At 67.1% G+C, this 20,617-nt stretch carries 22 protein-coding genes; 11 read left to right on the top strand and 11 right to left on the bottom strand.

Annotation, left to right across the window (positions count from 1 at the left end):
• Window positions 1–2: 2 nt before the first annotated feature.
• The gene (locus tag NL241_RS27035) at window positions 3–1,403 is read left to right on the top strand and encodes an acyl-CoA synthetase (protein WP_494395531.1); all 1,401 of its coding nucleotides are present in this window, start codon (window positions 3–5) and stop codon (window positions 1,401–1,403) included.
• Window positions 1,400–1,744 carry a VOC family protein gene (locus NL241_RS27030; RefSeq protein ID WP_487697062.1) on the top strand — a complete coding sequence of 115 codons (345 nt, stop codon included), beginning with the start codon at window positions 1,400–1,402 and terminating at the stop codon, window positions 1,742–1,744. Before NL241_RS27035 ends, NL241_RS27030 begins: the two co-directional genes overlap by 4 nt.
• A gap of 97 nt (window positions 1,745–1,841) precedes the next feature.
• On the opposite strand, the gene dapD is transcribed toward NL241_RS27030, so the two are convergent.
• On the bottom strand, window positions 1,842–2,813 hold the full coding sequence (gene dapD / locus NL241_RS27025; protein ID WP_487697139.1) for a 2,3,4,5-tetrahydropyridine-2,6-dicarboxylate N-succinyltransferase: 972 nt from the start codon (window positions 2,811–2,813) through the stop codon (window positions 1,842–1,844).
• An 87-nt stretch (window positions 2,814–2,900) separates the two neighbouring features.
• Here dapD and dapE point away from each other — a divergent pair, with 87 nt between their 5' ends.
• The gene (gene dapE, locus NL241_RS27020) at window positions 2,901–3,965 is read left to right on the top strand and encodes a succinyl-diaminopimelate desuccinylase (RefSeq protein ID WP_494395530.1); all 1,065 of its coding nucleotides are present in this window, start codon (window positions 2,901–2,903) and stop codon (window positions 3,963–3,965) included.
• On the opposite strand, the gene NL241_RS27015 is transcribed toward dapE, so the two are convergent.
• A complete protein-coding gene (locus NL241_RS27015; protein WP_494395529.1) occupies window positions 3,942–5,033 on the bottom strand; it encodes a hypothetical protein in 1,092 nt (363 codons plus the stop codon). The genes dapE and NL241_RS27015 overlap by 24 nt on opposite strands.
• A gap of 59 nt (window positions 5,034–5,092) precedes the next feature.
• On the opposite strand from NL241_RS27015, the gene log reads away from it, so the two are divergent.
• Complete coding sequence (log, locus tag NL241_RS27010) at window positions 5,093–5,656, top strand: cytokinin riboside 5'-monophosphate phosphoribohydrolase (protein WP_487697066.1); 564 nt, start codon at window positions 5,093–5,095, stop codon at window positions 5,654–5,656.
• 71 nt (window positions 5,657–5,727) lie between these two features.
• Window positions 5,728–7,515 (top strand): long-chain-acyl-CoA synthetase FadD6, encoded by a 1,788-nt coding sequence (gene fadD6 / locus NL241_RS27005; RefSeq protein WP_494395528.1) that lies wholly within the window; start codon window positions 5,728–5,730, stop codon window positions 7,513–7,515.
• Window positions 7,516–7,658: 143 nt separating this feature from the next.
• Here fadD6 and NL241_RS27000 read toward each other — a convergent pair whose 3' ends face one another.
• Both NL241_RS27000 and NL241_RS26995 read right to left on the bottom strand, forming a co-directional pair.
• Window positions 7,659–9,035 carry an HNH endonuclease signature motif containing protein gene (locus NL241_RS27000; protein WP_494395527.1) on the bottom strand — a complete coding sequence of 459 codons (1,377 nt, stop codon included), beginning with the start codon at window positions 9,033–9,035 and terminating at the stop codon, window positions 7,659–7,661.
• A 47-nt stretch (window positions 9,036–9,082) separates the two neighbouring features.
• Window positions 9,083–9,406, bottom strand: a complete 324-nt coding sequence (locus NL241_RS26995) for an AAA family ATPase (RefSeq protein ID WP_494395526.1) — start codon at window positions 9,404–9,406, stop codon at window positions 9,083–9,085.
• A 176-nt stretch (window positions 9,407–9,582) separates the two neighbouring features.
• Here NL241_RS26995 and folP point away from each other — a divergent pair, with 176 nt between their 5' ends.
• From folP to NL241_RS26970, 5 genes are all read left to right on the top strand, one after another.
• Complete coding sequence (folP, locus tag NL241_RS26990; RefSeq protein WP_487697141.1) at window positions 9,583–10,407, top strand: dihydropteroate synthase; 825 nt, start codon at window positions 9,583–9,585, stop codon at window positions 10,405–10,407.
• Complete coding sequence (locus NL241_RS26985) at window positions 10,404–11,357, top strand: glucosyl-3-phosphoglycerate synthase (protein WP_487697074.1); 954 nt, start codon at window positions 10,404–10,406, stop codon at window positions 11,355–11,357. Before folP ends, NL241_RS26985 begins: the two co-directional genes overlap by 4 nt.
• 37 nt (window positions 11,358–11,394) lie before the next feature.
• Complete coding sequence (locus tag NL241_RS26980; protein WP_487697076.1) at window positions 11,395–11,733, top strand: DivIVA domain-containing protein; 339 nt, start codon at window positions 11,395–11,397, stop codon at window positions 11,731–11,733.
• Window positions 11,720–12,292: a DNA-3-methyladenine glycosylase I gene (locus tag NL241_RS26975; RefSeq protein WP_487697078.1), complete on the top strand. Its 573-nt coding sequence runs from the start codon at window positions 11,720–11,722 to the stop codon at window positions 12,290–12,292. The genes NL241_RS26980 and NL241_RS26975 overlap by 14 nt, the downstream gene beginning before the upstream one ends.
• A gap of 147 nt (window positions 12,293–12,439) precedes the next feature.
• Complete coding sequence (locus tag NL241_RS26970; protein ID WP_005059648.1) at window positions 12,440–12,607, top strand: DUF3117 domain-containing protein; 168 nt, start codon at window positions 12,440–12,442, stop codon at window positions 12,605–12,607.
• A 52-nt stretch (window positions 12,608–12,659) separates the two neighbouring features.
• Here NL241_RS26970 and glgA read toward each other — a convergent pair whose 3' ends face one another.
• Complete coding sequence (gene glgA / locus NL241_RS26965; RefSeq protein ID WP_494395525.1) at window positions 12,660–13,832, bottom strand: glycogen synthase; 1,173 nt, start codon at window positions 13,830–13,832, stop codon at window positions 12,660–12,662.
• Window positions 13,833–14,009: 177 nt separating this feature from the next.
• Here glgA and glgC point away from each other — a divergent pair, with 177 nt between their 5' ends.
• Complete coding sequence (gene glgC, locus NL241_RS26960; protein WP_487697120.1) at window positions 14,010–15,224, top strand: glucose-1-phosphate adenylyltransferase; 1,215 nt, start codon at window positions 14,010–14,012, stop codon at window positions 15,222–15,224.
• Between the two features lie 3 nt (window positions 15,225–15,227).
• On the opposite strand, the gene NL241_RS26955 is transcribed toward glgC, so the two are convergent.
• The 6 genes from NL241_RS26955 to NL241_RS26930 are packed head-to-tail and all read right to left on the bottom strand — an operon-like array spanning window position 15,228 to window position 20,328.
• Window positions 15,228–15,713: an MSMEG_6728 family protein gene (locus NL241_RS26955; RefSeq protein WP_487697122.1), complete on the bottom strand. Its 486-nt coding sequence runs from the start codon at window positions 15,711–15,713 to the stop codon at window positions 15,228–15,230.
• 19 nt (window positions 15,714–15,732) lie between these two features.
• Window positions 15,733–16,350 carry a DUF4126 domain-containing protein gene (locus NL241_RS26950; RefSeq protein WP_494395524.1) on the bottom strand — a complete coding sequence of 206 codons (618 nt, stop codon included), beginning with the start codon at window positions 16,348–16,350 and terminating at the stop codon, window positions 15,733–15,735.
• Window positions 16,351–16,396: 46 nt separating this feature from the next.
• Window positions 16,397–17,071 carry a methyltransferase family protein gene (locus NL241_RS26945; protein WP_494395523.1) on the bottom strand — a complete coding sequence of 225 codons (675 nt, stop codon included), beginning with the start codon at window positions 17,069–17,071 and terminating at the stop codon, window positions 16,397–16,399.
• A gap of 11 nt (window positions 17,072–17,082) precedes the next feature.
• On the bottom strand, window positions 17,083–18,720 hold the full coding sequence (locus NL241_RS26940; RefSeq protein ID WP_487697128.1) for an ABC transporter permease: 1,638 nt from the start codon (window positions 18,718–18,720) through the stop codon (window positions 17,083–17,085).
• On the bottom strand, window positions 18,717–19,673 hold the full coding sequence (locus tag NL241_RS26935) for an ABC transporter ATP-binding protein (protein ID WP_494395522.1): 957 nt from the start codon (window positions 19,671–19,673) through the stop codon (window positions 18,717–18,719). The genes NL241_RS26940 and NL241_RS26935 overlap by 4 nt, the downstream gene beginning before the upstream one ends.
• Window positions 19,651–20,328 carry a TetR/AcrR family transcriptional regulator gene (locus tag NL241_RS26930; RefSeq protein ID WP_487697131.1) on the bottom strand — a complete coding sequence of 226 codons (678 nt, stop codon included), beginning with the start codon at window positions 20,326–20,328 and terminating at the stop codon, window positions 19,651–19,653. The genes NL241_RS26935 and NL241_RS26930 overlap by 23 nt, the downstream gene beginning before the upstream one ends.
• Window positions 20,329–20,617: the final 289 nt, after the last annotated feature.

Here is a 20,617-nt window from a genome sequence, read left to right as displayed (position 1 = left end):
GCGTGCTGTTGGCCTCTCTGAACCCTGCGGCGGTGGCCGCGGGTGCCGATATCCCGAACGCCGTGACCGTCGGCGGTACCACGCTGAGCCGAAGCGACCTGCTGGGCGCTGCGACGTCGGTCGCCGAACGGGTCGGCGGAGCATCGCGCGTGGCGGTGCTGGCGACTCCCACGATGACGACCGTGCTCGCCGTGACGGGCTGCCTGATCGCCGGGGTGCCGTTCGTCCCGGTGCCGCCGGATGTGGGCGTCGCCGAACGTGCTCACATGCTGACCGACTCCGGTGCCCAGGCCTGGCTCGGGGAACTGCCCGAGGACACCGGCGGGCTGGCGCACATCCCGGTGCGGCTGCACGCGCGGTCCTGGCACCGTTACGCCGAACCGCACCCCGACCGGGCCGCCTACGTCATGTACACCTCGGGCACCACCGGACTGCCCAAGGGAGTGCAGACCTCTCGGCGCGCGGTGGCCGCCGACATCGACGCCTTGGCTGCGGCGTGGCAGTGGAATCCGGACGACGTGTTGGTGCACGGGCTGCCGATGTTCCACGTGCACGGGCTGGTGCTGGGGCTGCTGGGCTCACTGCGCATCGGAAACCCGTTCGTACACACCGGAAAACCGAAACCGGAGCTCTATGCCCAGGCCGGTGGCACGCTGTATTTCGGGGTGCCCACCGTGTGGTCGCGGGTGGTCGCCGACCCGACCTCGGCGCGGGCGTTGTCGTCGGCGCGACTGCTGGTGTCCGGCAGTGCGGCCTTGCCGGTGCCGGTGTTCAACGGCCTGACCGAACTGACCGGCCGCGCGCCCATCGAGCGGTACGGCAGCACCGAGTCGTTGATCACCATCAGCACACTCGCCGGCGGGGAACGCCGGCCCGGCTGGGTGGGTTTGCCGGTGGCCGGTGTGCAGACCAGGCTGGTCGACGACGCCGGTTCTGAGGTTCCGCACGACGGAGAAACCGTGGGGCAGTTGGTGGTTCGAGGGCCGATGCTGTTCGACAAGTACCTGAACCGGCCCGAGGCCACCGCCGAAGTGCTCGACGCCGATGGCTGGTACCGCACCGGGGATGTGGCCGTCATCGACGCCGACGGTATGCACCGCATCGTCGGCAGGGAATCGGTGGACCTGATCAAGTCCGGGGGCTTCCGCATCGGCGCCGGTGAGATCGAGACCGCCCTGCTGGGGCACCCCGGTGTCAGCGAAGCCGCGGTGGTGGGCGTGCCCGACGACGACCTGGGGCAGCGGATCGTCGCCTACGTGGTCGGCGATGCCGCTGCCGACGAGCTCATCGCGTTTGTGGGAGAACAGCTCTCGGCGCACAAGCGGCCACGCGAGGTGCGTTTCGTGGAGGCGTTGCCACGCAACGCGATGGGCAAGGTGCTCAAGAAGGAGCTGATGCAATGACTCTGCGGTTCACCGAGATGTGCATCGACGCCACCGACGTGCACAGCCTGGGGCACTGGTGGGCGGAGGCGCTGGGCTGGCCGTCGGAGGTCACCGAGGACGGCGACGTCCTGTTGCGTCCACCCGACGGCGGGCCGGTGTGGCTGTTCCTCCCGGTTCCCGAGGGCAAGGCCGTCAAGAACCGGCTGCACGTCGACTTCACCCCGGATGATCAGGACGCCGAAGTGGCCCGGCTGATCGGCCTCGGCGCCCGGCATGTCGACATCGGTCAGGGCGAGCAGTCCTGGGTGGTGCTGGCCGATCCCGAGGGCAACGAATTCTGCGTGCTGGCTGGGGACTGACTGACTGCCTGACTGCCTGGTCCCCTGCGCGAGCGCGCGTGTCTGTACGCGACACTCCGTGTCGGGGCGTACAGACACGCGCGCTCGCGCAGGACTGTCAGTTGGCGTGCAGGGCCTCGTTGAGTGTGATGCCCTTGCCTTCGCGGGTGACGACCTCGACGGCGCCGGTCAGCGAATTGCGCCGGAACAGAAGGTTGTTCGCACCGGAGAGCTCGCGGGCCTTGACTGTCTTGCCGTCCGAGAGCGTCACCTTGGTGCCCGCGGTGACGTAGAGACCGGCCTCGATCACGCAGTCGTCGCCCAGCGAGATGCCCAGCCCGGCGTTGGCGCCCAGCAGGCAGCGCTTGCCCACCGAGATCACCTCGCTGCCGCCGCCGGACAGGGTGCCCATGATGGACGCGCCGCCGCCGATATCGGAGCCGTCGTCCACCACGACACCCGCGGAGATGCGGCCCTCGACCATCGACGAGCCGAGCGTGCCGGCATTGAAGTTCACGAAGCCCTCGTGCATCACGGTCGTCCCCGAGGCCAGGTGCGCACCCAGGCGCACCCGATCGGCGTCGGCCACGCGCACGCCCGTGGGCACCACGTAGTCGACCATCCGGGGGAACTTGTCGACGCCGAACACGGTCACCGGGCCGCGCTTGCGGAGGCGGGCGCGCACCAGCTCGAAGCCCTCGACTGCGCACGGGCCGTGGTTCGTCCACACCACATTGGCCAGCAGACCGAAGAACCCGCCGGCGTTCAGGCCGTGCGGTGCCACCAGCCGGTGGGACAGGAGATGGAGACGAAGGTAGACGTCGTAGGCGTCGGTGGGCGCGTCGTCCAGGGAGGCGATCGAGGTGCGCACCAGCACGGTTTCGACATCACGATCCTCGTCGCGGCCCGTCAGCGCCGCCAGATCCTCGGTGGCCTCGGCCACCGACAGGCGCGTGGTGCCCGCGGTATCGACATCTCCGAGTTCCGGCGCCGGGAACCAGGCGTCGAGCACCGTTCCGTCCGCGGCCAGCGTTGCCAAACCAATACCCGAGGCTCCAGTCACGGTGCACCAGGCTACTGGATCTGACAGGGCGGCTAGAGCGAGCCGGGCCGACGATGCGGGTGAGGAACGAGCCCGGGGAGAGAGGGCGCGGCAAGAGAACTAGCCTGGTCCATTGTGTTGGACTTACGCGGGGATCCCATCGCCTTGACCGCAGCGCTGGTCGACATCCCGAGCGAATCGCGCCACGAGAGCCGGATCGCCGATGCCGTGGAAGCGGCCCTGCGTGATCAGACCTCCGGCTTCGAGATTGTGCGCAACGGCAACGCGGTGTTGGCCCGGACCCACCGTGGACTGCCCACCAGGGTGATGCTGGCCGGGCACCTGGACACGGTGCCCGCCGCCGACAACGTGCCGTCGCGCCGCGAGGGGGAGATCCTGCACGGCTGCGGCACCGTCGACATGAAATCCGGCGACGCCGTCTTCTTGCACCTGGCGGCCACCATCACCGACCCCGCGCATGACCTGACGCTGGTGTTCTACGACTGCGAGGAGATCGAGTCGGCCGCCAACGGGCTGGGCCGCATCGAGCGTGACCTCCCCGAGTGGCTGCAGGCCGACGTTGCGGTGCTGGGTGAACCGACGGACGGTTTCATCGAGGCAGGCTGCCAGGGCACGCTGCGGGTGGTGATCAACGCCACCGGCACGCGAGCGCATTCGGCGCGATCGTGGCTGGGCGACAACGCTATTCACAAACTCTCCGACGTGTTGGGCCGGCTTTCCGGGTACCAGGCGCGCAGCGTGGACATCGACGGCTGTGTGTACCGCGAAGGCCTGTCGGCGGTACGCGTGGACGGGGGAGTGGCGGGCAACGTCATTCCCGATGCCGCGTCGGTGACGGTGAACTTCCGCTTCGCGCCCGACCGAACCCCGGCCCAGGCGCTGGCGCATGTGCGCGAGGTGTTCGACGGGCTCGACGTCACCATCGAACAGACCGACTCGGCGGCCGGGGCGCTACCCGGGTTGCGTCAACCCGCCGCCGCGGCGCTGGTGAACGCCGCCGGCGGGCAGGCGCGAGCCAAGTACGGCTGGACCGATGTGTCGCGCTTCGCCGCACTCGGCATCCCCGCCGTCAACTACGGACCCGGCGATCCGAACCTGGCCCATCGGCGCGACGAGCGGGTGCACGTCGGACAGATCACCGAGGCGGTCGACATGCTACGCGGATATCTCAGCAGCTAGCCGCTCCAGCGCGTCGGCGGCGCGGGCATCGCCGAGCCGCGCCGCATCCCGCCACACCAAGATCGCCACCGCCGTCTGACCGGTCCGTTCCGCGGTCTGTGCGGCCTGCCGTGCCGCGGCGATGGCGTCGTGGGGTTGGTGTGCGGCGGCCAGACGCCACGCGCGGGCCAACTCGAGCTCCGGGGCGAACAACCCCGACTTGGTGCCATGACGAGACTCTGCGCCCGACAACGCTTTTGCTGCATCGGGCAGCTGCCCACGGCGCGCGAGCGCGGTGGCCAGCAGCATCAGTGCCAGCGGGCCCCATGAGTAGCCGGTGCGTTCCAGCCTGGGCGCCGCCGGAATCAGGAGTTCGGCCGCCGCGTCATCGTCGCCGCCGGCCATGGCCACCACCGCCATCAGAACGTCGGCGATGGAGCGACCCGGTTGCTGTTGGTGAGCGTCGCGCAGTTCGCGGGCGACGCGCGTGGCGGCGTCCACGTCGTCCGCCAGCAGCGCGGCCGTGATCCGGCCCAAACCGATGGTGTAGCGCAGCAGCCCAGGATGTTCGGCGGCGATGGCGCGCTCGGCGAACGCGTCGACCTGATCGAGCCGGCCGGTGCGGGCGGCGCTCAACGTGGAAGTGCTGGCCGCCCACGCCACCGCCATATCGGCGGCGTCGGGTGCCTCGAGTACGTGGGCGGCGATGTCCAGCGCGCGCACCGGCGCACCGGTGTTCATCGCGAACGTCGCCAACAACGCGTCGACGGTGTGGGCGGTGGTTTCGGTGACGCGGTTACGGACGTTGCGTAAGTAGGCGGTGGCCCGTTCGGGTTCGCCGAGCATCCAGAACTGATTGGCCGCCCGCGGCAGCGCCACGGCCATCAACTCGGTTTCGGAGAGGCCATCGGTCTCGAGGGTTGCCAGCACGGTCTCGGCGTCGCGCCCGCGGCCCTGCCACGCGACGGCCTGGGCCAGCACCAACCGGCACTCGGGATCGTCGTTGTGCTCCGCGGCCTCGCGTGCCAGCTGCTCGGCCAGCACCATGTCACCGGTGCGCAGTGCCTCAGCGGCCGCGGTGATGGACACCGCCGGAGTCTATGGGCGGCGTTGGCGTTTCGAGGCCCAAACCGACTACGTTTTCTCCGGTGCAGTCTGATCGAGAACCCGACCGGCAGTGGGCGGTCTGCGTGTACTGCGCCTCCGGGCCGACACACTCTGACCTGCTGAAATTGGCCACCACCCTGGGAGAGGCGATCGCCGACCGGGGCTGGACGTTGGTGTCCGGGGGAGGCAACGTCTCCGCCATGGGGGCCGTCGCCTCCGGGGCACGCGCCCACGGCGGCCGGACCGTCGGCGTCATCCCGAAAGCTCTGGTGCACCGCGAACTCGCTGACGTCGACGCCGAAGAGCTGATCGTCACCGACACCATGCGGCAGCGCAAGCAGATCATGGAAGACCGGGCCGACGCATTCATCACGTTGCCCGGCGGGATCGGCACCCTCGAGGAACTGTTCGAGACATGGACCGCGGGCTATCTGGGTATGCACGCAAAGCCTGTCGTGATGCTTGACCCCAGCGGGCATTACGACGGGCTCCGCGAGTGGCTGGCGGGACTGGTGGAGACCCGTTACGTCAGCACGGTGGCGTTGGACCGGTTGCTGGTAGTACGCGATGTCGAGGCGGCGCTCGACCTCTGCGCACCCAGATGACAACAACGATTGCCCCTCGCAGTTAGGCTGGCCTGCGAATCCTTGCAGCTGAAGACGAGGGGCGCACGCGCATGTCCGAGCAGAACGGTTCCCGATCCTCTGTCGGTCTGACCGACATCGTCAGCCAGGTGCCGGGGGTGCTGGTCGACGTTCCGCAGATCCTGCGGGGGGTTACGACGGGGTTCCTGGCAAGGCCCACTTCCAAGACATCGATCGGCAAGGTGTTCCAGGAGCGGGCCGAGAAGTACGGTAACCGCACCTTCCTCCGGTTCGAGGATCAGTCGCTGACTTACGCCGAGGCCAATGCCGCCGCCAATCGGTACGCCGCGGTGCTGGCTGCGCGTGGTGTGGGCCACGGCGATGTCGTCGGCATCATGCTGCGCAACTCGCCGGACGCGGTTCTCACCATGCTCGCGGCCGTCAAGTGCGGCGCAGTGGCAGGCATGCTCAATTACCACCAGCGCGGGGAGGTGCTGGCGCACAGCATCGGCCTGTTGAAGGCGACGGTGATCATCGCCGAGGCGGAGTTCGTCGAGCCGATCGTCGAGTGCGGAGCGGTGTCTGACGGTGCGCCCGAGCCCACCACGATCGACGAGTTGCACCGGCTCGCCGAGACCGCGCCGAACACCAACCCGGCGTCGGCGTCGGCGGTGCTGGCCAAGGATGTCGCCTTCTACATCTTCACCTCCGGAACCACCGGGCATCCCAAAGCCAGTGTGATGACCCACTTCCGGTGGCTGCGCGCGCTGGCCGGTTTCGGCGGTCTCGGCCTGCGGCTGCGCAGTGACGACACGCTGTATTCCTGCCTGCCGCTCTACCACAACAACGCACTGACGGTCGCGCTGTCGTCGGTGCTCACCTCGGGTGCGACGCTGGCATTGGGTAAGTCGTTCTCGGCGTCGAAGTTCTGGGACGAAGTGATCCGGTACGACGCAACAGCTTTCGTCTACATCGGCGAGTTGTGCCGTTATCTGTTGAATCAGCCGGAGAAACCGACCGACCGTCAGCACAAGGTGCGCGTGATCGCCGGTAACGGTCTGCGCCCGGAGATCTGGGATGAGTTCACCACCCGGTTCGGTATCAAGCGCGTCGCCGAGTTCTATGCCGCCAGCGAGGGCAACACCGCCTTCATCAACGTCTTCAATGTCCCCAGGAGCACCGGGATCAGCCCGATGCCGTTGGCCTACGTCGAATATGACGCCGAGACCGGCGAACCCAAGCGTGACGAGTCCGGCCGGGTGCGCAAGGTGCCTGCCGGTGAGCCCGGGCTGTTGATCAGCCCGGTGAACAAACTGTCGCCGTTCGACGGCTACACCGACAAGGAAGCCAGCGAGAAGAAGTTGGTGCGCAACGCCTTCAAGGACGGCGACGTGTGGTTCAACACCGGCGACGTGATGAACCCGCAGGGCATGGGGCACGCCGCGTTCGCCGACCGACTGGGCGACACCTTCCGGTGGAAGGGAGAAAACGTCGCCACCACTCAGGTCGAAGGCGCCCTGGTCGATCTGCATGACATCGAGGAATGCACGGTCTACGGCGTCGAGGTGCCTGACACCGGCGGCCGGGCCGGTATGGCGGCCATAAAACTGCGCGACGGTTCGAGCTTTGATGGCAAGGCCCTGGCCGCGGCGGTCTACGGCAAGCTGCCTGCGTACGCGGTGCCGTTGTTCGTGCGGGTGGTGGAGTCACTCGAGCACACCTCGACGTTCAAGAGCCGCAAGGTGGATCTACGTAAAGAAGCCTATGGACCCGACATCGAGGATCCGCTGTATGTACTCGCCGGCCGCGACGAGGGTTACGTGGAGTTCTACGAGGAGTACCCGAACGAGGTGGCGGCCGGGAAGCGTCCGAAGGGCTGAGCTTGCGAAGCCCTGAAGGAGCGCTGACCCATGGACGCGGGAAGCGTCCGAAGGGCTGAGCTTGCGAAGCCCTGACCTGCGGGCAGCATGGAGCCGGCCGCTGACTTTTGTTGCCGGCGGCCGGCTTTGAGCTCACCCTCGGGTTAGGGATCGTCGGGGGCGAGGATTCGGTCGGGGTGGTGATAGACGTTGATGCGGGTTTGTCCGCAGTCCAGTTCCGGGGGCGGAATCCACTCAGTGACACCGTCCTCAGGCCGGTTGCGGGTGGTCCAGCCGGTGGTTTCCACCATCCGGTTGTCCGGCCCGCAGGCCAGGGTGAGGTCTTCGATGTTGGTTTCGCCGCCGTCTTTCCAGTCTTTGGTGGCGTGGTGGACCTGGCAGCGGTACCCGCAGGCGGTGCACCCAGGCATGGTGCAGCCACCGTGTTGGGCCAACAGCATGATCCGCTGCCCGCGGGAGGCGGTCCGGCGGGCCCGACCCAGGTGCAACGGCACCCCCTTCCCGTCGAACAGGGCGAGGTAGTGGAAGGCGTGGGAGGCCATCCGGATCACGTCAGGCATCGGGATCAACGTCCCGTCGGCGGTCAGGCCGTGGCCCACCCCTTTCTCCAGGTCGGTCAGATTCGCTTTGACGATGACGGTGACGGGCAGCCCGTTGTGCTGGCCGAGGCCACCGGAGGCCAACAACGCCCGACCCATCGCCAGCAACGCATCATGATTGCGTTGGCCTTGAGTGCGGGCATCGGTGCGAGCGCGCTCCGGATCCGGTTCCCCGTCCACCTGCGGGGCCTCATCGGCCGGGTTGCACATACCCGGGGCCGCCAGTTTCGCCTGCGCTGCGTGCAGGGTGGCCGCGCACTCCGGGGTCAACCTGCCGTGCACCGGCACGTTACCGTCGGCGTCCTGCTTGCCGATGGTGAAATACCGGCCGGCTTGGCGGTCGACATCGCTGTACTCACCGTCTTGGTTGAGGAGGTATTTCAGTCGGTCGGCGACTTCGGTGAAGCCGTCGACATCCAGGGTCGAGGCGTGGCGGGCCAGGTCGGCTTCGGCGGCCTCACGGGCCGAGAAGTCCACCGATGCCGGGAGGTTCTTGAAGAACGTTTTGACCTTCGCCACATGCTCCGGACCGATCAGGCCGTGGGCTTGGGCGGCGGCGATGTTCGGCAACGCCGGCTCCAACGGTTCCCCGGTCAGCGCGGTCCGCGGGCCCAGCAGGGTGGCGGTGTTGAGGCGGCGGGCGGCTTCGCTGTCACTGATCCGCAGCCGGGCGGCCAGGGCCTTCTTGAAGCTGGCCGCCCCCAACTGTTTCGGCGCGCATTCCGCTCTCAGTCGTTGATACACCTTGTGATCCAGGGTGGGCTGCATCCAGGCGACGGTTTCGCGGCGCTGCATCAGTTCCAACAACTCCAGCGGAGTGAACGCGTCGATCGACAACGAGTTCATCTGCGCGGTCAAGGCTTCGATCTGCGCCTGGGCAGCCAGCATCGCCTCCTTGTCGGCGATGGCGGATGAACTCATGCTTCGAACACTAGTTCGAATCACCGACAAAACGGCACGCCGTGTGACTACTGATACTGAAGTGACACAGGGGTTTTGGCGTAGCTTTCAGCGCCCGCTAGATGAGTTGGCCCGGGGATGTGGTCGCGCAATCCTGTCAACGGCGCGCAGACCTGGTGCAGTGTCGCGAAGTTGAATTCCATCTCGGACTCGACGCCGGTCACTCGGAGCACGCGGCAGTCTGCGGCGTGACCCGCCAGCGCGTCCAGCAGCGCCGTCTTCCCGATGCCCGGCTCGCCACTGACCACCAGCGCATGGCTGCTACCCGCGCGCACGGCGTGCAGCACGCCCTCCACCGCGCGGCATTCCTCGCGCCGACCGACCAGCTCCACCAAGCCCTCCTGCAGGCGAAGTGTGCCCCCGGGCTGACGGTAGCGGTCTGACGTGCGTTTCGGGAGTGACAACGCCCGTGAGCGAGCGTGAACACGCCAAATCCCGCGCGGTTAGCCTGGGTAACGTGCAGGCGACGTTTCTGGGCCGTCCGGTGGCCGCTGATCGTGCTCTCATCATGGCGATCGTCAACCGCACCCCGGATTCCTTTTATGACCGGGGTGCCACCTTCACCGACGAGGCCGCCAAGGCCGCCACGCACCGCGTCGTCGAGGAAGGGGCCGACGTCATCGACATCGGCGGCGTGAAGGCTGGCCCCGGGCAGGTGGTCGACGCCGATGAGGAGATCGCGCGCGTCGTCCCGTTCATCGAGTGGCTCAGGGCCACCTACCCCGATCAGTTGATCAGCGTCGACACCTGGCGTGCGTCGGTGGCCAAACTGGCCTGCGCCGCCGGCGCCGATCTGATCAACGACACGTGGGCCGGCGCAGATCCAGGCCTGCCGGAAGTGGCAGCGGAATTCAGCGCCGGCCTGGTGTGCTCACACACCGGTGGCGCCACCCCGCGGACCCGGCCGTTCCGGGTCAACTACGGCACCAGCACGCGCGGTGTGGTGGACGCCGTGATCGCCGATGTCACCGCGGCGGCGGAGAACGCCGTGAGCAAAGGTGTGGACCGTGAACGGATTCTCATCGATCCGACGCACGATTTCGGCAAGAACACTTACCACAGTCTTAGTTTGTTGCGGCATGTAAAAGATCTTGTTAAGACCGGATGGCCGGTCCTGATGGCCCTGAGTAACAAGGATTTTGTCGGGGAGACTCTAGGGGTGGGCCTGACCGAACGACTGGACGGGACCCTGGCGGCGACTGCCCTGGCAGCCGCCGACGGGGCGCGAATGTTTCGGGTACACGAGGTCGGACCCACTCGGCGCGTTCTCGAAATGGTCGCGTCGATCCAAGGAGTGCGTCCACCGACGCGCACGGTGAGGGGACTGGCATGACGACTACACCTGACCTGGCCATCGAGAGCAGAATGCGCACCGAGACCTGGCTCGCCGAGAACAGTTGGAACCGCCCCACCTGGACCGTCGACGAACTGATCGCCGCCAAGAAAGGCCGGACCATCTCGGTGGTCCTGCCCGCCCTCAACGAGGAAGAGACCGTCGCCTCGGTGATCGACACGATCTCACCCATGCTCGGCGGCCTGGTCGACGAACTCATCGTGCTGGACTCCGGGTCCACCGACGACACCGAGATCCGGGCCATCGCCGCAGGGGCCAAAGTCGTCAGCCGTGAACAGGCACTTCCCGAACTTCCACCCAACCCCGGCAAGGGTGAGGTGCTGTGGCGGTCGCTGGCCGCCACCACCGGCGACATCATCGTCTTCGTCGACTCCGACCTGATCAACCCCTCGCCGATGTTCGTCCCGAATCTCGTCGGACCGCTGCTCGTGCGCGACGGGGTGCACTTGGTCAAAGGTTTCTACCGGCGCCCCCTGAAAGTCAGCGGCAGTGAGGATGCCAACGGCGGCGGACGGGTGACCCAACTGGTCGCGCGCCCGATGCTGGCTGCGTTGCGCCCGGAACTCGGCGGCGTGTTCCAGCCGCTGGGCGGGGAGTACGCCGGCACCCGCGAGCTGCTGATGTCGGTGCCCTTCGCACCCGCCTACGGCGTGGAGATCGGCCTGCTGGTCGACACCTACGACAAGTTGGGGATCAACGCCATCGCCCAGGTGAACCTCGGCGTGCGCGAGCACCGCAATCAGCCGTTGACCGCGCTCGGCGACATGAGCAGACAGGTCATCGCGACGCTGCTGTCACGCTGCGGGATCACCGACTCAGGCGTCGGGTTGACACAGTTCTTCGCCGACGGTGACGGCTTCTCGCCGCGGGTGTCACGGGTGTCGTTGGAGGACCGACCGCCGATGAACACCCTGCGCCCCATGAGGTAGTCCAGGCCTGTCGTACCGGTAAGGCAGTATCGGTGACGTGACAATGGTTCTGCTGTACCTGGTCGTACTCATCCTGATCGCCACTGTGCTGTTCGGGGTGGCCAGTGTGGTGTTCGGCCGCGGCGAGCAGCTGCCGCCCCTGCCGCGGGGCACCACGGCGACGGTGCTGCCGGCGTCCGGCGTCACCGGGGCCGACGTGGAGGCGGTGAAGTTCAGCCAGACGCTTCGCGGTTACAAGACCAGCGAGGTCGACTGGGTGCTCGACCGGCTGGGCCAGGAACTGGACTCGCTGCGGGCCGAAGTGGCGACGCTGCGCGGGGACACACTCGACTCCTCGGCTCTCGACGCCGAGGCCGTTGACGATGCCGCTCGCTGAGGACGGCCGGACCCGCTGCGGTTGGGCCAGCGGCGACTCGCAGCTCTACCGCGACTATCACGACAACGAGTGGGGACGTCCGCTCCGGGGCACCACCGCGCTGTTCGAACGGATCAGTCTCGAGGCGTTCCAGAGCGGGTTGTCCTGGCTGGTGATACTGCGCAAGCGGGACAACTTCCGGGCGGCGTTCGACGGCTTCGACGTCGATGCGGTGGCCGGATACGGCGAGCGTGACATCGACCGGCTGCTGGCCGACACCGGCATCGTCCGCAACCGCGCGAAAATCGAGGCGACAATCGCCAACGCCCGAGCGGTGGCCGCCCTCGACACCGATCTGTCGGACCTGCTGTGGTCCTACGCCCCGGCGGCGCGCCCCCGCCCGGTGACAATGGCTGATGTCCCGGCGATCACGCCGGAGTCCACCGCCATGGCCCGGGACCTCAAGAAGCGGGGGTTCAAATTCGTCGGTCCCACCACGGCTTACGCCTTGATGCAGGCCACCGGCATGGTGGACGACCACGTGCAGTCGTGTTGGGTTCCGGTCTTGGCGGACCGTTAACGGCCGGGTCTTGCACACGTAGCGGGGCCGATAAGGAACAATGGATTCGTGAACTGGCCTTTCGGCGCGGCTGGTTACACGGGTGAGCACCCGGCGCGCCGATGGTCCACGACGGGGACGAGTAGTCCAACTTGGAGGGAGCACTCGATGGCGGCCATGAAGCCCCGGACCGGTGACGGTCCACTGGAAGCAACCAAAGAGGGGCGTGGCATCGTGATGCGGGTGCCGCTCGAGGGCGGTGGCCGTCTCGTCGTAGAACTGACACCCGATGAGGCCGCCGCGCTGGGCGACGAACTGAAGAACGTCACCAGCTGAGGCGGGTCCACTCGAAGATGATCGAACCCCGCGCAGAGGCGCGGGGTTCGATTTACGCCGACACCTTGCGGTAGATCTCCACCGTCTGCTCGGCGATGTGCGCCCAGGAGAATTCGTCGATGCAACGCTGGCGTCCGGCGATGCCGTACTGAGCAGCGCGTTGCGGGTCGGCCACCAGGGCGTTGACGGCATCGGCGATGCCGGCTTCGAATCCCGGCGCATCCGTCGCGTCGTAGTGCACCAACAAACCGGTGATTCCGTGCGCCACCACCTCCGGGATGCCGCCCACGTCAGAGGCCACCACCGCCGTCGAACAGGCCATGGCTTCGAGGTTCACGATGCCCAGCGGCTCGTACACCGACGGGCAGACGAAAACCGTTGCCGCCGAGAGGATTTCCCGGATCTTGCCGATGGGCAGCATGTCCCGGACCCAGTACACGCCGGTGCGAGACGCCGACAGCTGTTCGACGGCACTCGCCACCTCGGCGGCGATCTCCGGAGTGTCGGGTGCGCCGGCGCACAACACCAGCTGGATCTCGGGGGCGAACCGGTGCGCTGCGGCCACCAGGTGCGCCACCCCCTTCTGCCGGGTGATACGTCCGACGAACGCGACCACCGGACGCGACGGGTCGACTCCCAGCTCGGCGAGCACGGACTCGGCTGGATCCGAGGAGGTGGGCGGCGCCGGGTACCAGACGGTGGTGTCGATGCCGTTCTTGACCACGTGCACCCGGTTCGGGTCCAGCGCCGGATACACCTTGAGCACGTCCTCGCGCATCCCCGCGCTCACCGCGATCACGGCGTCGGCGGCTTCCATGGCCGTCTTCTCCACCCACGACGACAGCCGGTAGCCACCGCCGAGCTGCTCTGCCTTCCACGGGCGCAACGGCTCCAGTGAGTGCGCCGTCACCACGTGCGGGATGCCGTACAGCAAGCCGGCCAGGTGGCCCGCCATGCCGGTGTACCAGGTGTGCGAGTGCGCCACATCGGCCTGCCCCGCGGCATTGGTCATCACCAGGTCGGTCGACAACATCGACAGCGCGGCGTTGGCGCCCGCCAATCGCGGGTCGGGTTGATGCACTATCGCGTTCGGCCGGGGCGCGCCCATGCAGTGCACGTCGACCTCGCACAGATGGCGAAGCTGATTGACCAGTTCGGTGACGTGGACGCCAGCGCCCCCGTACACCTCAGGTGGATACTCCCGAGTCATCATCGCCACCCGCATACGCCCGACCGTAGTAGTCCGTGCGCGCGAGCGCAGGCATTGGGTCAACCTGACGGGCATTCTTTGGGGCGCTAACTTCAAATACCTTGACGGGCAAGCGTCCATACCACGTAAGAACCGCCACAAAACTCGGCGATTGCCCTAGCCGCGGCTTGATGGTGCGGATAGGTTTGTCTCATGAGGGAAGCGCCACATGTGCTGGGAATCGTCCTGGCCGGCGGGGAGGGCAAGCGGCTGTACCCGCTGACAGCGGATCGGGCGAAGCCCGCGGTTCCCTTCGGTGGTGGCTACCGTTTGATCGATTTCGTCCTGTCGAATCTCGTCAACGCACGGTTCCTGCGGATCTGTGTGCTCACGCAGTACAAGTCGCACTCGCTGGACCGGCACATCTCGCAGAACTGGCGGTTGTCGGGTCTGGCGGGCGAATACATCACGCCGGTGCCGGCACAGCAACGCCTCGGGCCGCGCTGGTACACGGGTTCGGCGGACGCCATCTACCAGTCGCTGAACCTGATCTACGACGAAGATCCGGACTACATCGTGATCTTCGGCGCCGACCACGTGTACCGGATGGATCCCGAGCAGATGCTGCAGGCGCACATCGAGAGCGGCGCCGGCGCCACCGTCGCTGGGATACGCGTCCCGCGGGCAGAAGCCTCCGCGTTCGGCTGCATCGATGCCGACGACTCGGGACGTATCCGCGGTTGGGTGGAGAAACCTGCCGACCCGCCGGGGACCCCGGACGATCCCGAGATGACGTTCGCGTCCATGGGCAATTACATCTTCACCACCAAGGTGCTCATCGACGCGATCCGGGCCGATGCCGACGAAGACCATTCGGACCACGACATGGGCGGCGACATCATCCCGCGTCTCGTGGCCGACGGAATGGCCGCGGTGTACGACTTCAGCAACAACGAAGTTCCCGGCGCCACCGAACGCGACCACGGGTATTGGCGCGACGTCGGAACCCTGGACGCCTTCTACGACGCCCACATGGACCTGGTGTCGGTGCACCCGATCTTCAACCTCTACAACAAGCGCTGGCCCATCCGCGGTGGCTCGGAGAACCTGGCGCCCGCCAAATTCGTCAACGGCGGCTCCGCGCAGGAGTCCGTCGTCGGCGCGGGCAGCATCATCTCGGCAGCGTCCGTGCGCAATTCGGTGTTGTCGTCCAACGTCGTGATCGATGACGGCGCGATCGTCGAAGGAAGCGTGCTGCATCCTGGCGTACGCGTCGGGCGCGGGGCCGTGGTGCGCCGGGCGATCCTCGACAAGAACGTCGTCGTCGGGCCGGGGGAGATGGTCGGCGTCGACCTCCAAAAGGATCGGGAGCGCTTCGCAGTCAGTCAGGGCGGCATCGTCGCCGTCGGCAAGGGTGTCTGGATCTGACGCTCAGCTGCTGACCGGCACCCGACGCTCGCGATCCGACGACGGCCACACGTAGGGCAGGTCCTCGGGTACGTCGGGGAACAGTGGCCGGTAGTGCGCCGGATCCTTCTTCACCAGCGCGGCCTGATGGCTGCGGTGGAAAGCCGGATCGCCCAGCCAGGGCGGCAATTCCCCGGCGCCGGCCAACTCCGTCTGCGTGCGTACGCGACTCAGCCCCGTGGCGGCGGTGAGATCCACCACGAGCGTGGTGGCACACGTGTCCGCCTTGCCCAGCGCTGACCACACGTCGCAGATGTCGAGTCCGTAGCGCACCAAACCCTCTTCGTAACCCGCCCACATCGCGGCCGCGGGGTGGTGCCGCCAGCCGTACCCCGGAACCGTCAGAGCACGCAGCACCTGGATGGTCTCCACCCGCTGCTTGCCGAGCCGTCGCAGGTCCAGGAGACGCGCCGACTCCGCGAAGCCGGGACACGGCAGGAACGTCTGCATGCCCTGCGGATACCCCGTCTCAGCCGGTGTTGCCCCACTGAGTCTCAGGTTGCTGCGCTCGCCGGCGTCGGCGACGCCGACGCAGCAGTGCAGCACCCGCCCACGCCAGGATCACCACTATCACCAGCACCAGCACCGGGATGAGCAGGGCCACCAGGACCAGCGAGACGCTGACACCGTCTTCGACCGTCGACAACACGGGTGCGGCCACCCCGGCGGTGGCGACGTTGGCCGCCGGACGCACCGCGGTCTTGACCAGGTGGACCACCAGAGCGATCACCACCCCGATCGCGACGGGGATCCACTGGCCCGACCGGGCGAACTCCGCGGGGTCGGCCACCGCAACCGTCTGGGCCGCGGTGCCCGAGCCGAAGACGATGCCGCCGGCGGTGGGCCGCACCAACGTCTGCACGGTGTCGTTCACCGAATCCAGCGCGGGCACCTTGTCAGCGACGATCTCCACCACCAGCAGCACGGCGACGATCGTCAACACCCAGCCGTTCTCCATCCACGCCCAGTTACCGGGCAGCGACACGATATCGGTGAACCGCGCGAGCAGTCCGAGCATCAGCATCGGGATGTAGGCGTTGAGGCCGGCGGCGGTCGCCAGTCCCAGGCCCGTCAGCAGCTGCTCCACGGATTCAGTATGCGACGGCTCGGCGGTCAGCCGGCCGGATCGGCGGTCACCAGATGTGGGGGACCAGGCGGTAGGGCACCCGCCTGGTGTATTCGCGGTAGCCGTCCAGCTCGGCGGACAGCATCTTCTCTTCGTCGACGATGCGCATCGCCAAGGCCAGGAGGCCGGGGATCAACACCACTGTCCCCCAATAGGAGTCCAACGCCGGCGGCGTGCCGATCAGCATCACCAGCGCTCCGAGATACATGGGATGGCGCACCACGCCGTACAGTCCCGTCGAGACCAGGCTCTGTCCGGCTTCGACGGTGATGGTGGCGGCGGCGTACCGGTTCTGGAACACCACCCACTGGGCGACGATCAAACCGGCGGCCACCAGGACATTGCCCGCCACGATCACACTCAGCGGCACGTGCGACCAGCCGAACCGGTGATCGAGGGCGCTGACCACCAACAGTGCCACCACCGAGACCACCGTCGCGGTGACCGCCACCCGCTGTACCGGCCGTTCCTCGGCGACCGGCCCGGCGTGCATCCTCCGTCCCAATGTCGCCGGATCGCTGTACGCCAGATACGCGCTGGGAACCAGGGTGCAGACGGTGAACACCGCGATGAAAAGCCAGGCCTGCCAATAGTCCAACGTCCATGCGGGGACGAACAGGGTGACGCCGAAGAAGATCACGCCGACGACAGTCGAGACCAGTACCTGCGCGACGAGTTTCATGCGGCACCCCCTCAGCGCACGTCACGCCGGCGAAACGTCAGCACTCCCACCGCGATGAGTGCGGCGTCGATCAGCAGTAGCCACAGCAGCGGCACGGCGGTGAACGTGCCGGTCCCGACGTGCGGAACATGGGTGAACGGCTCGAGGTCGATGAGCCACTGCGGGGCACCCGACAGGGAGCCGAGCAGGTAGACCGCGATCACGGCGACCAGCACACCCCAGGCGACCGGAGCGAACCGGGGGAGTGCGCCGAACAGGGCAAGCGCGACGCCGGCCAACAGCCATACCGCCGGAAGCTGTACCGCAGCGGTCCCCAGAACCGTCGGCAGGATGCCTGCCACATCACCTGCGGCCACTCCGTAGGACAGGCCCGCGCCCAGACCGGCGATCAGGATCGCCGCGCCCGAACCAAGCAATGCCATCATGAGATGACCTGCCAGCCAACGGGTTCTGCTGACAGCGCCGGCCAGCACCGTTTCGGCGTGCTGGCTGGTTTCCTCCTGGTGCAGTCGCAGTGTCAGTGACACGGCGAAGGCCCCGGCCACCATGGCCAGCATGGTGAAAGCGACAGCGATGAAAGCCTGCTCCATCGCCGAGGTGCCGCCCAACCGCGTCACGATGTCCTGTGCCAGTTGGCTGTTGCCGATCTCGTCGCCGATACCGTGCACCACACTTCCGATCAACAATCCGTACAGGATCAGCCCGACGGTCCACAGCACGATGGCACCGCGGTCGAGGCGCCACGCCAGGCTGACACTTCCGCGTAACCCCTTGGAGGCCGATCCACGCCCCGGGCGCTCGGCTATCAGCCCGGCGCCGACATCGCGACGGCTCAACAGCACGTAGGCCACGGCGGTCAGCGCCGCCGCGGTGACAAGGTGCAACACCAGCACCCACCACCGGTCGCCGGCGAAGGGGCGCACCTGCAGAGACCAGCCCAGCGGCGAGAGCCAGGACATCCACTCCGCACCGGCGTCACCGACGGCGCGCAAGGTGAATGCTGCGGCGAGCACCGAGAAGGCGGCGCCCCGGGCGAAGCGTGCGCTCGGCGACACCTGCGCGGCCACCGCCGCCACCGCTGCGAACACCAGGCCGGAACCCGTCAGCGCCACGCAGAACGCCAGCGACCCGGCGGCCGGGATGTCCAGGGTGAGCAGCCCGGCGAACCCCACGGCGCCCGTCAACACCACCGCGCCGAAAGTCAGTGTCAGCGCCGCGGTCAACCCCGCGAACCGGCCGACCACCGTCGATTCGAGGAGCTCCGTGCGTCCGCTCTCCTCGTCTGCACGGGTGTGCCGGATGACCGTGAGAATCACCGCCACCGCGATCAGCAGGTGGAACATGCCGGCTTTCCAGATACCGACGGCACCCAGGCTGTCGCCGTACACATTGCCGTACAGCGCGCGTTGCGCCGGGCTCGCCATGATCGACGCCGCGAAGGCCGCGCGGTCGGCGGCATTCGGGTACACCGCTTCGGTGCTGCCGACGTAGACGGTGGCCAATGGGACCGACAGCAACAGGATCCACGCCGGGGCCACGATCCGGTCCCGGCGCAGATACAACCGCAGCAGGCCGGCGGTGCCGGTGAAGCCGGAGGTGCGGGGGACTGCGCGGTGCTGGTTCGGGCGGTCGACGGTTGCGGTGGTCATGCGTGCACCCGGCGCGAATTGTGTTGATTGCCGGACTCTTCCGCGTCGATCCCGTAGTGCCGCAGGAAAAGGTCTTCCAGAGTCGGTGGTTGGCTGATCAGACTCTTGACACCGGCTTCACCCAGGACGCGGATCAACTCGCCGAGGCCGGCGCTGTCCACCTGGGCGTGCAGGGTGTGTCCGTCGACGCTCACATCCTCGACACCGCTGATTCGGCGGACATCACCGGGATCACCGATCATCTCGGCCTTGATCGCCGTGCGGCTCAGGTGCCGCAGCGACTCGAGCGTGCCGCTCTCCACTGTCTTGCCCGCACGGATGATCGTCACGCGGTCGCAGAGGGCCTCGGTCTCGGCCAGGATGTGGCTGGAGAGCAGCACGGTGACGCCACGGTCTCGTGCTTCTGCGACACATTGCTGAAAAACGTTCTCCATCAACGGGTCCAGCCCGGTGCTCGGCTCGTCGAGCAGAAGCAACCGCGCGTGGGACGAGAACGCCGATACCAGTGAGACTTTCTGTCGATTGCCCTTCGAGTAGGTGCGGGCTTTCTTGTGGGGGTCGAGTGCGAATCGTTCGAGCAGTTCCTTGCGGCGGGTGTCATCGATGCCACCGCGCATGCGGGCCAGCAGATCGATGGTCTCACCGCCGGTCAGCGAGGGCCACAGCGTGACATCGCCGGGTACATAGGCGATTTGGCGGTGAAGTTCTACGGCGTCCGTCCACGGATCGCCGCCCAGCAGGACCGCGTGGCCGCTGTCGGCTTTGATCAGGCCGAGCAGAATCCGGATGGTGGTGGACTTGCCGGCGCCGTTGGGGCCGAGGAAGCCGTGCACTTCGCCTTGTTGCACTGTCAGGTTCAAACCGTCCAGTGCGGTCATGCTTCCGAATTTCTTGACCAGGCCTCGAATGTCGATCGCCGGCGCCGTGGCGTCAGACTGTTGGTTCGCTGTCATCGGAGATCCTTTCGGTGGATGTCGGAATGGTCAGTCCCTGCTCCTGCTGCGCTGTAAAGGCGTCGTACATGGTCGAGTCCGTCATCAGGCCCTGGGTGTAGACCTCCAAGGCGGGCAGCACCATGTCCTGTGCGTAGTCGTGCAGCACCTTGCGCATGTCCTCGGGATGCTCGTGCAGCTGTAGATACAGCAGGAATGCGCCCCCGCCGGACATGGCCAGGAAGCGTGCGCGGGCTCGGGGGTTCCGGGAGGGTTTGATGGTCCCGGCGCGCACGCCCTCGTCGATATAGGCCTCGGCGTTGTCGATCATGCTGCGCCACAAGCCTTTCGCCAGGTCGCTGCCGGACTGCATGCTGCGAACCAGGTAGGACATCGCGGGCGCGAAGTCTTCGATCTCGGCAAGCTGGGCGAACCAGGCGGCCGGTTCGTGCGTCTTCAAGGACTCCGACTTCGTATCGCGAATCAACGCGGCGATGTGTTGGTCACAGGCGGCGCGCAAACCGTCCTTGGAGCCGAAATGGTGGATCACCAGCCCTGGACTCACACCCGCTGCTTCGGCGATGGCCCGCACACCCACCCTGAACCCGTGCTCGCCGAACTGGGCGATGGCGGCGTCGCGTATCCGGGCCGGTGCGGTCATGTCCGTTGAACGCATGTTCAGTACTCTAAACGCGCGTTCAGTGGCCGTCAATGGTGCGGTGTGGACGTGCTGGTTTGAGTTTGCTCAGGTGGGGTATTCGGCGGAGTTATTTACGACCCTGACAGAAATTCGGGTGCTCACAGCAATGTGCCGTGACGGGCCCAGCGACTCACTCGCTCCTGAGTCTGAGCTGAGAGAAACGAGTTCACGCACGCTCGCAGGGCCTGTGAGGGGCCAGTCCTCAGGTTCGCCAGAAAGCTCAGTTAGTGCGGCACTGGGTGCTGTTTCGCGAGGTCGTTACATA

This window comes from Mycolicibacterium sp. SMGY-1XX (genome assembly GCF_059132455.1).
This window is presented reverse-complemented; position numbering and strand designations above follow the sequence as displayed.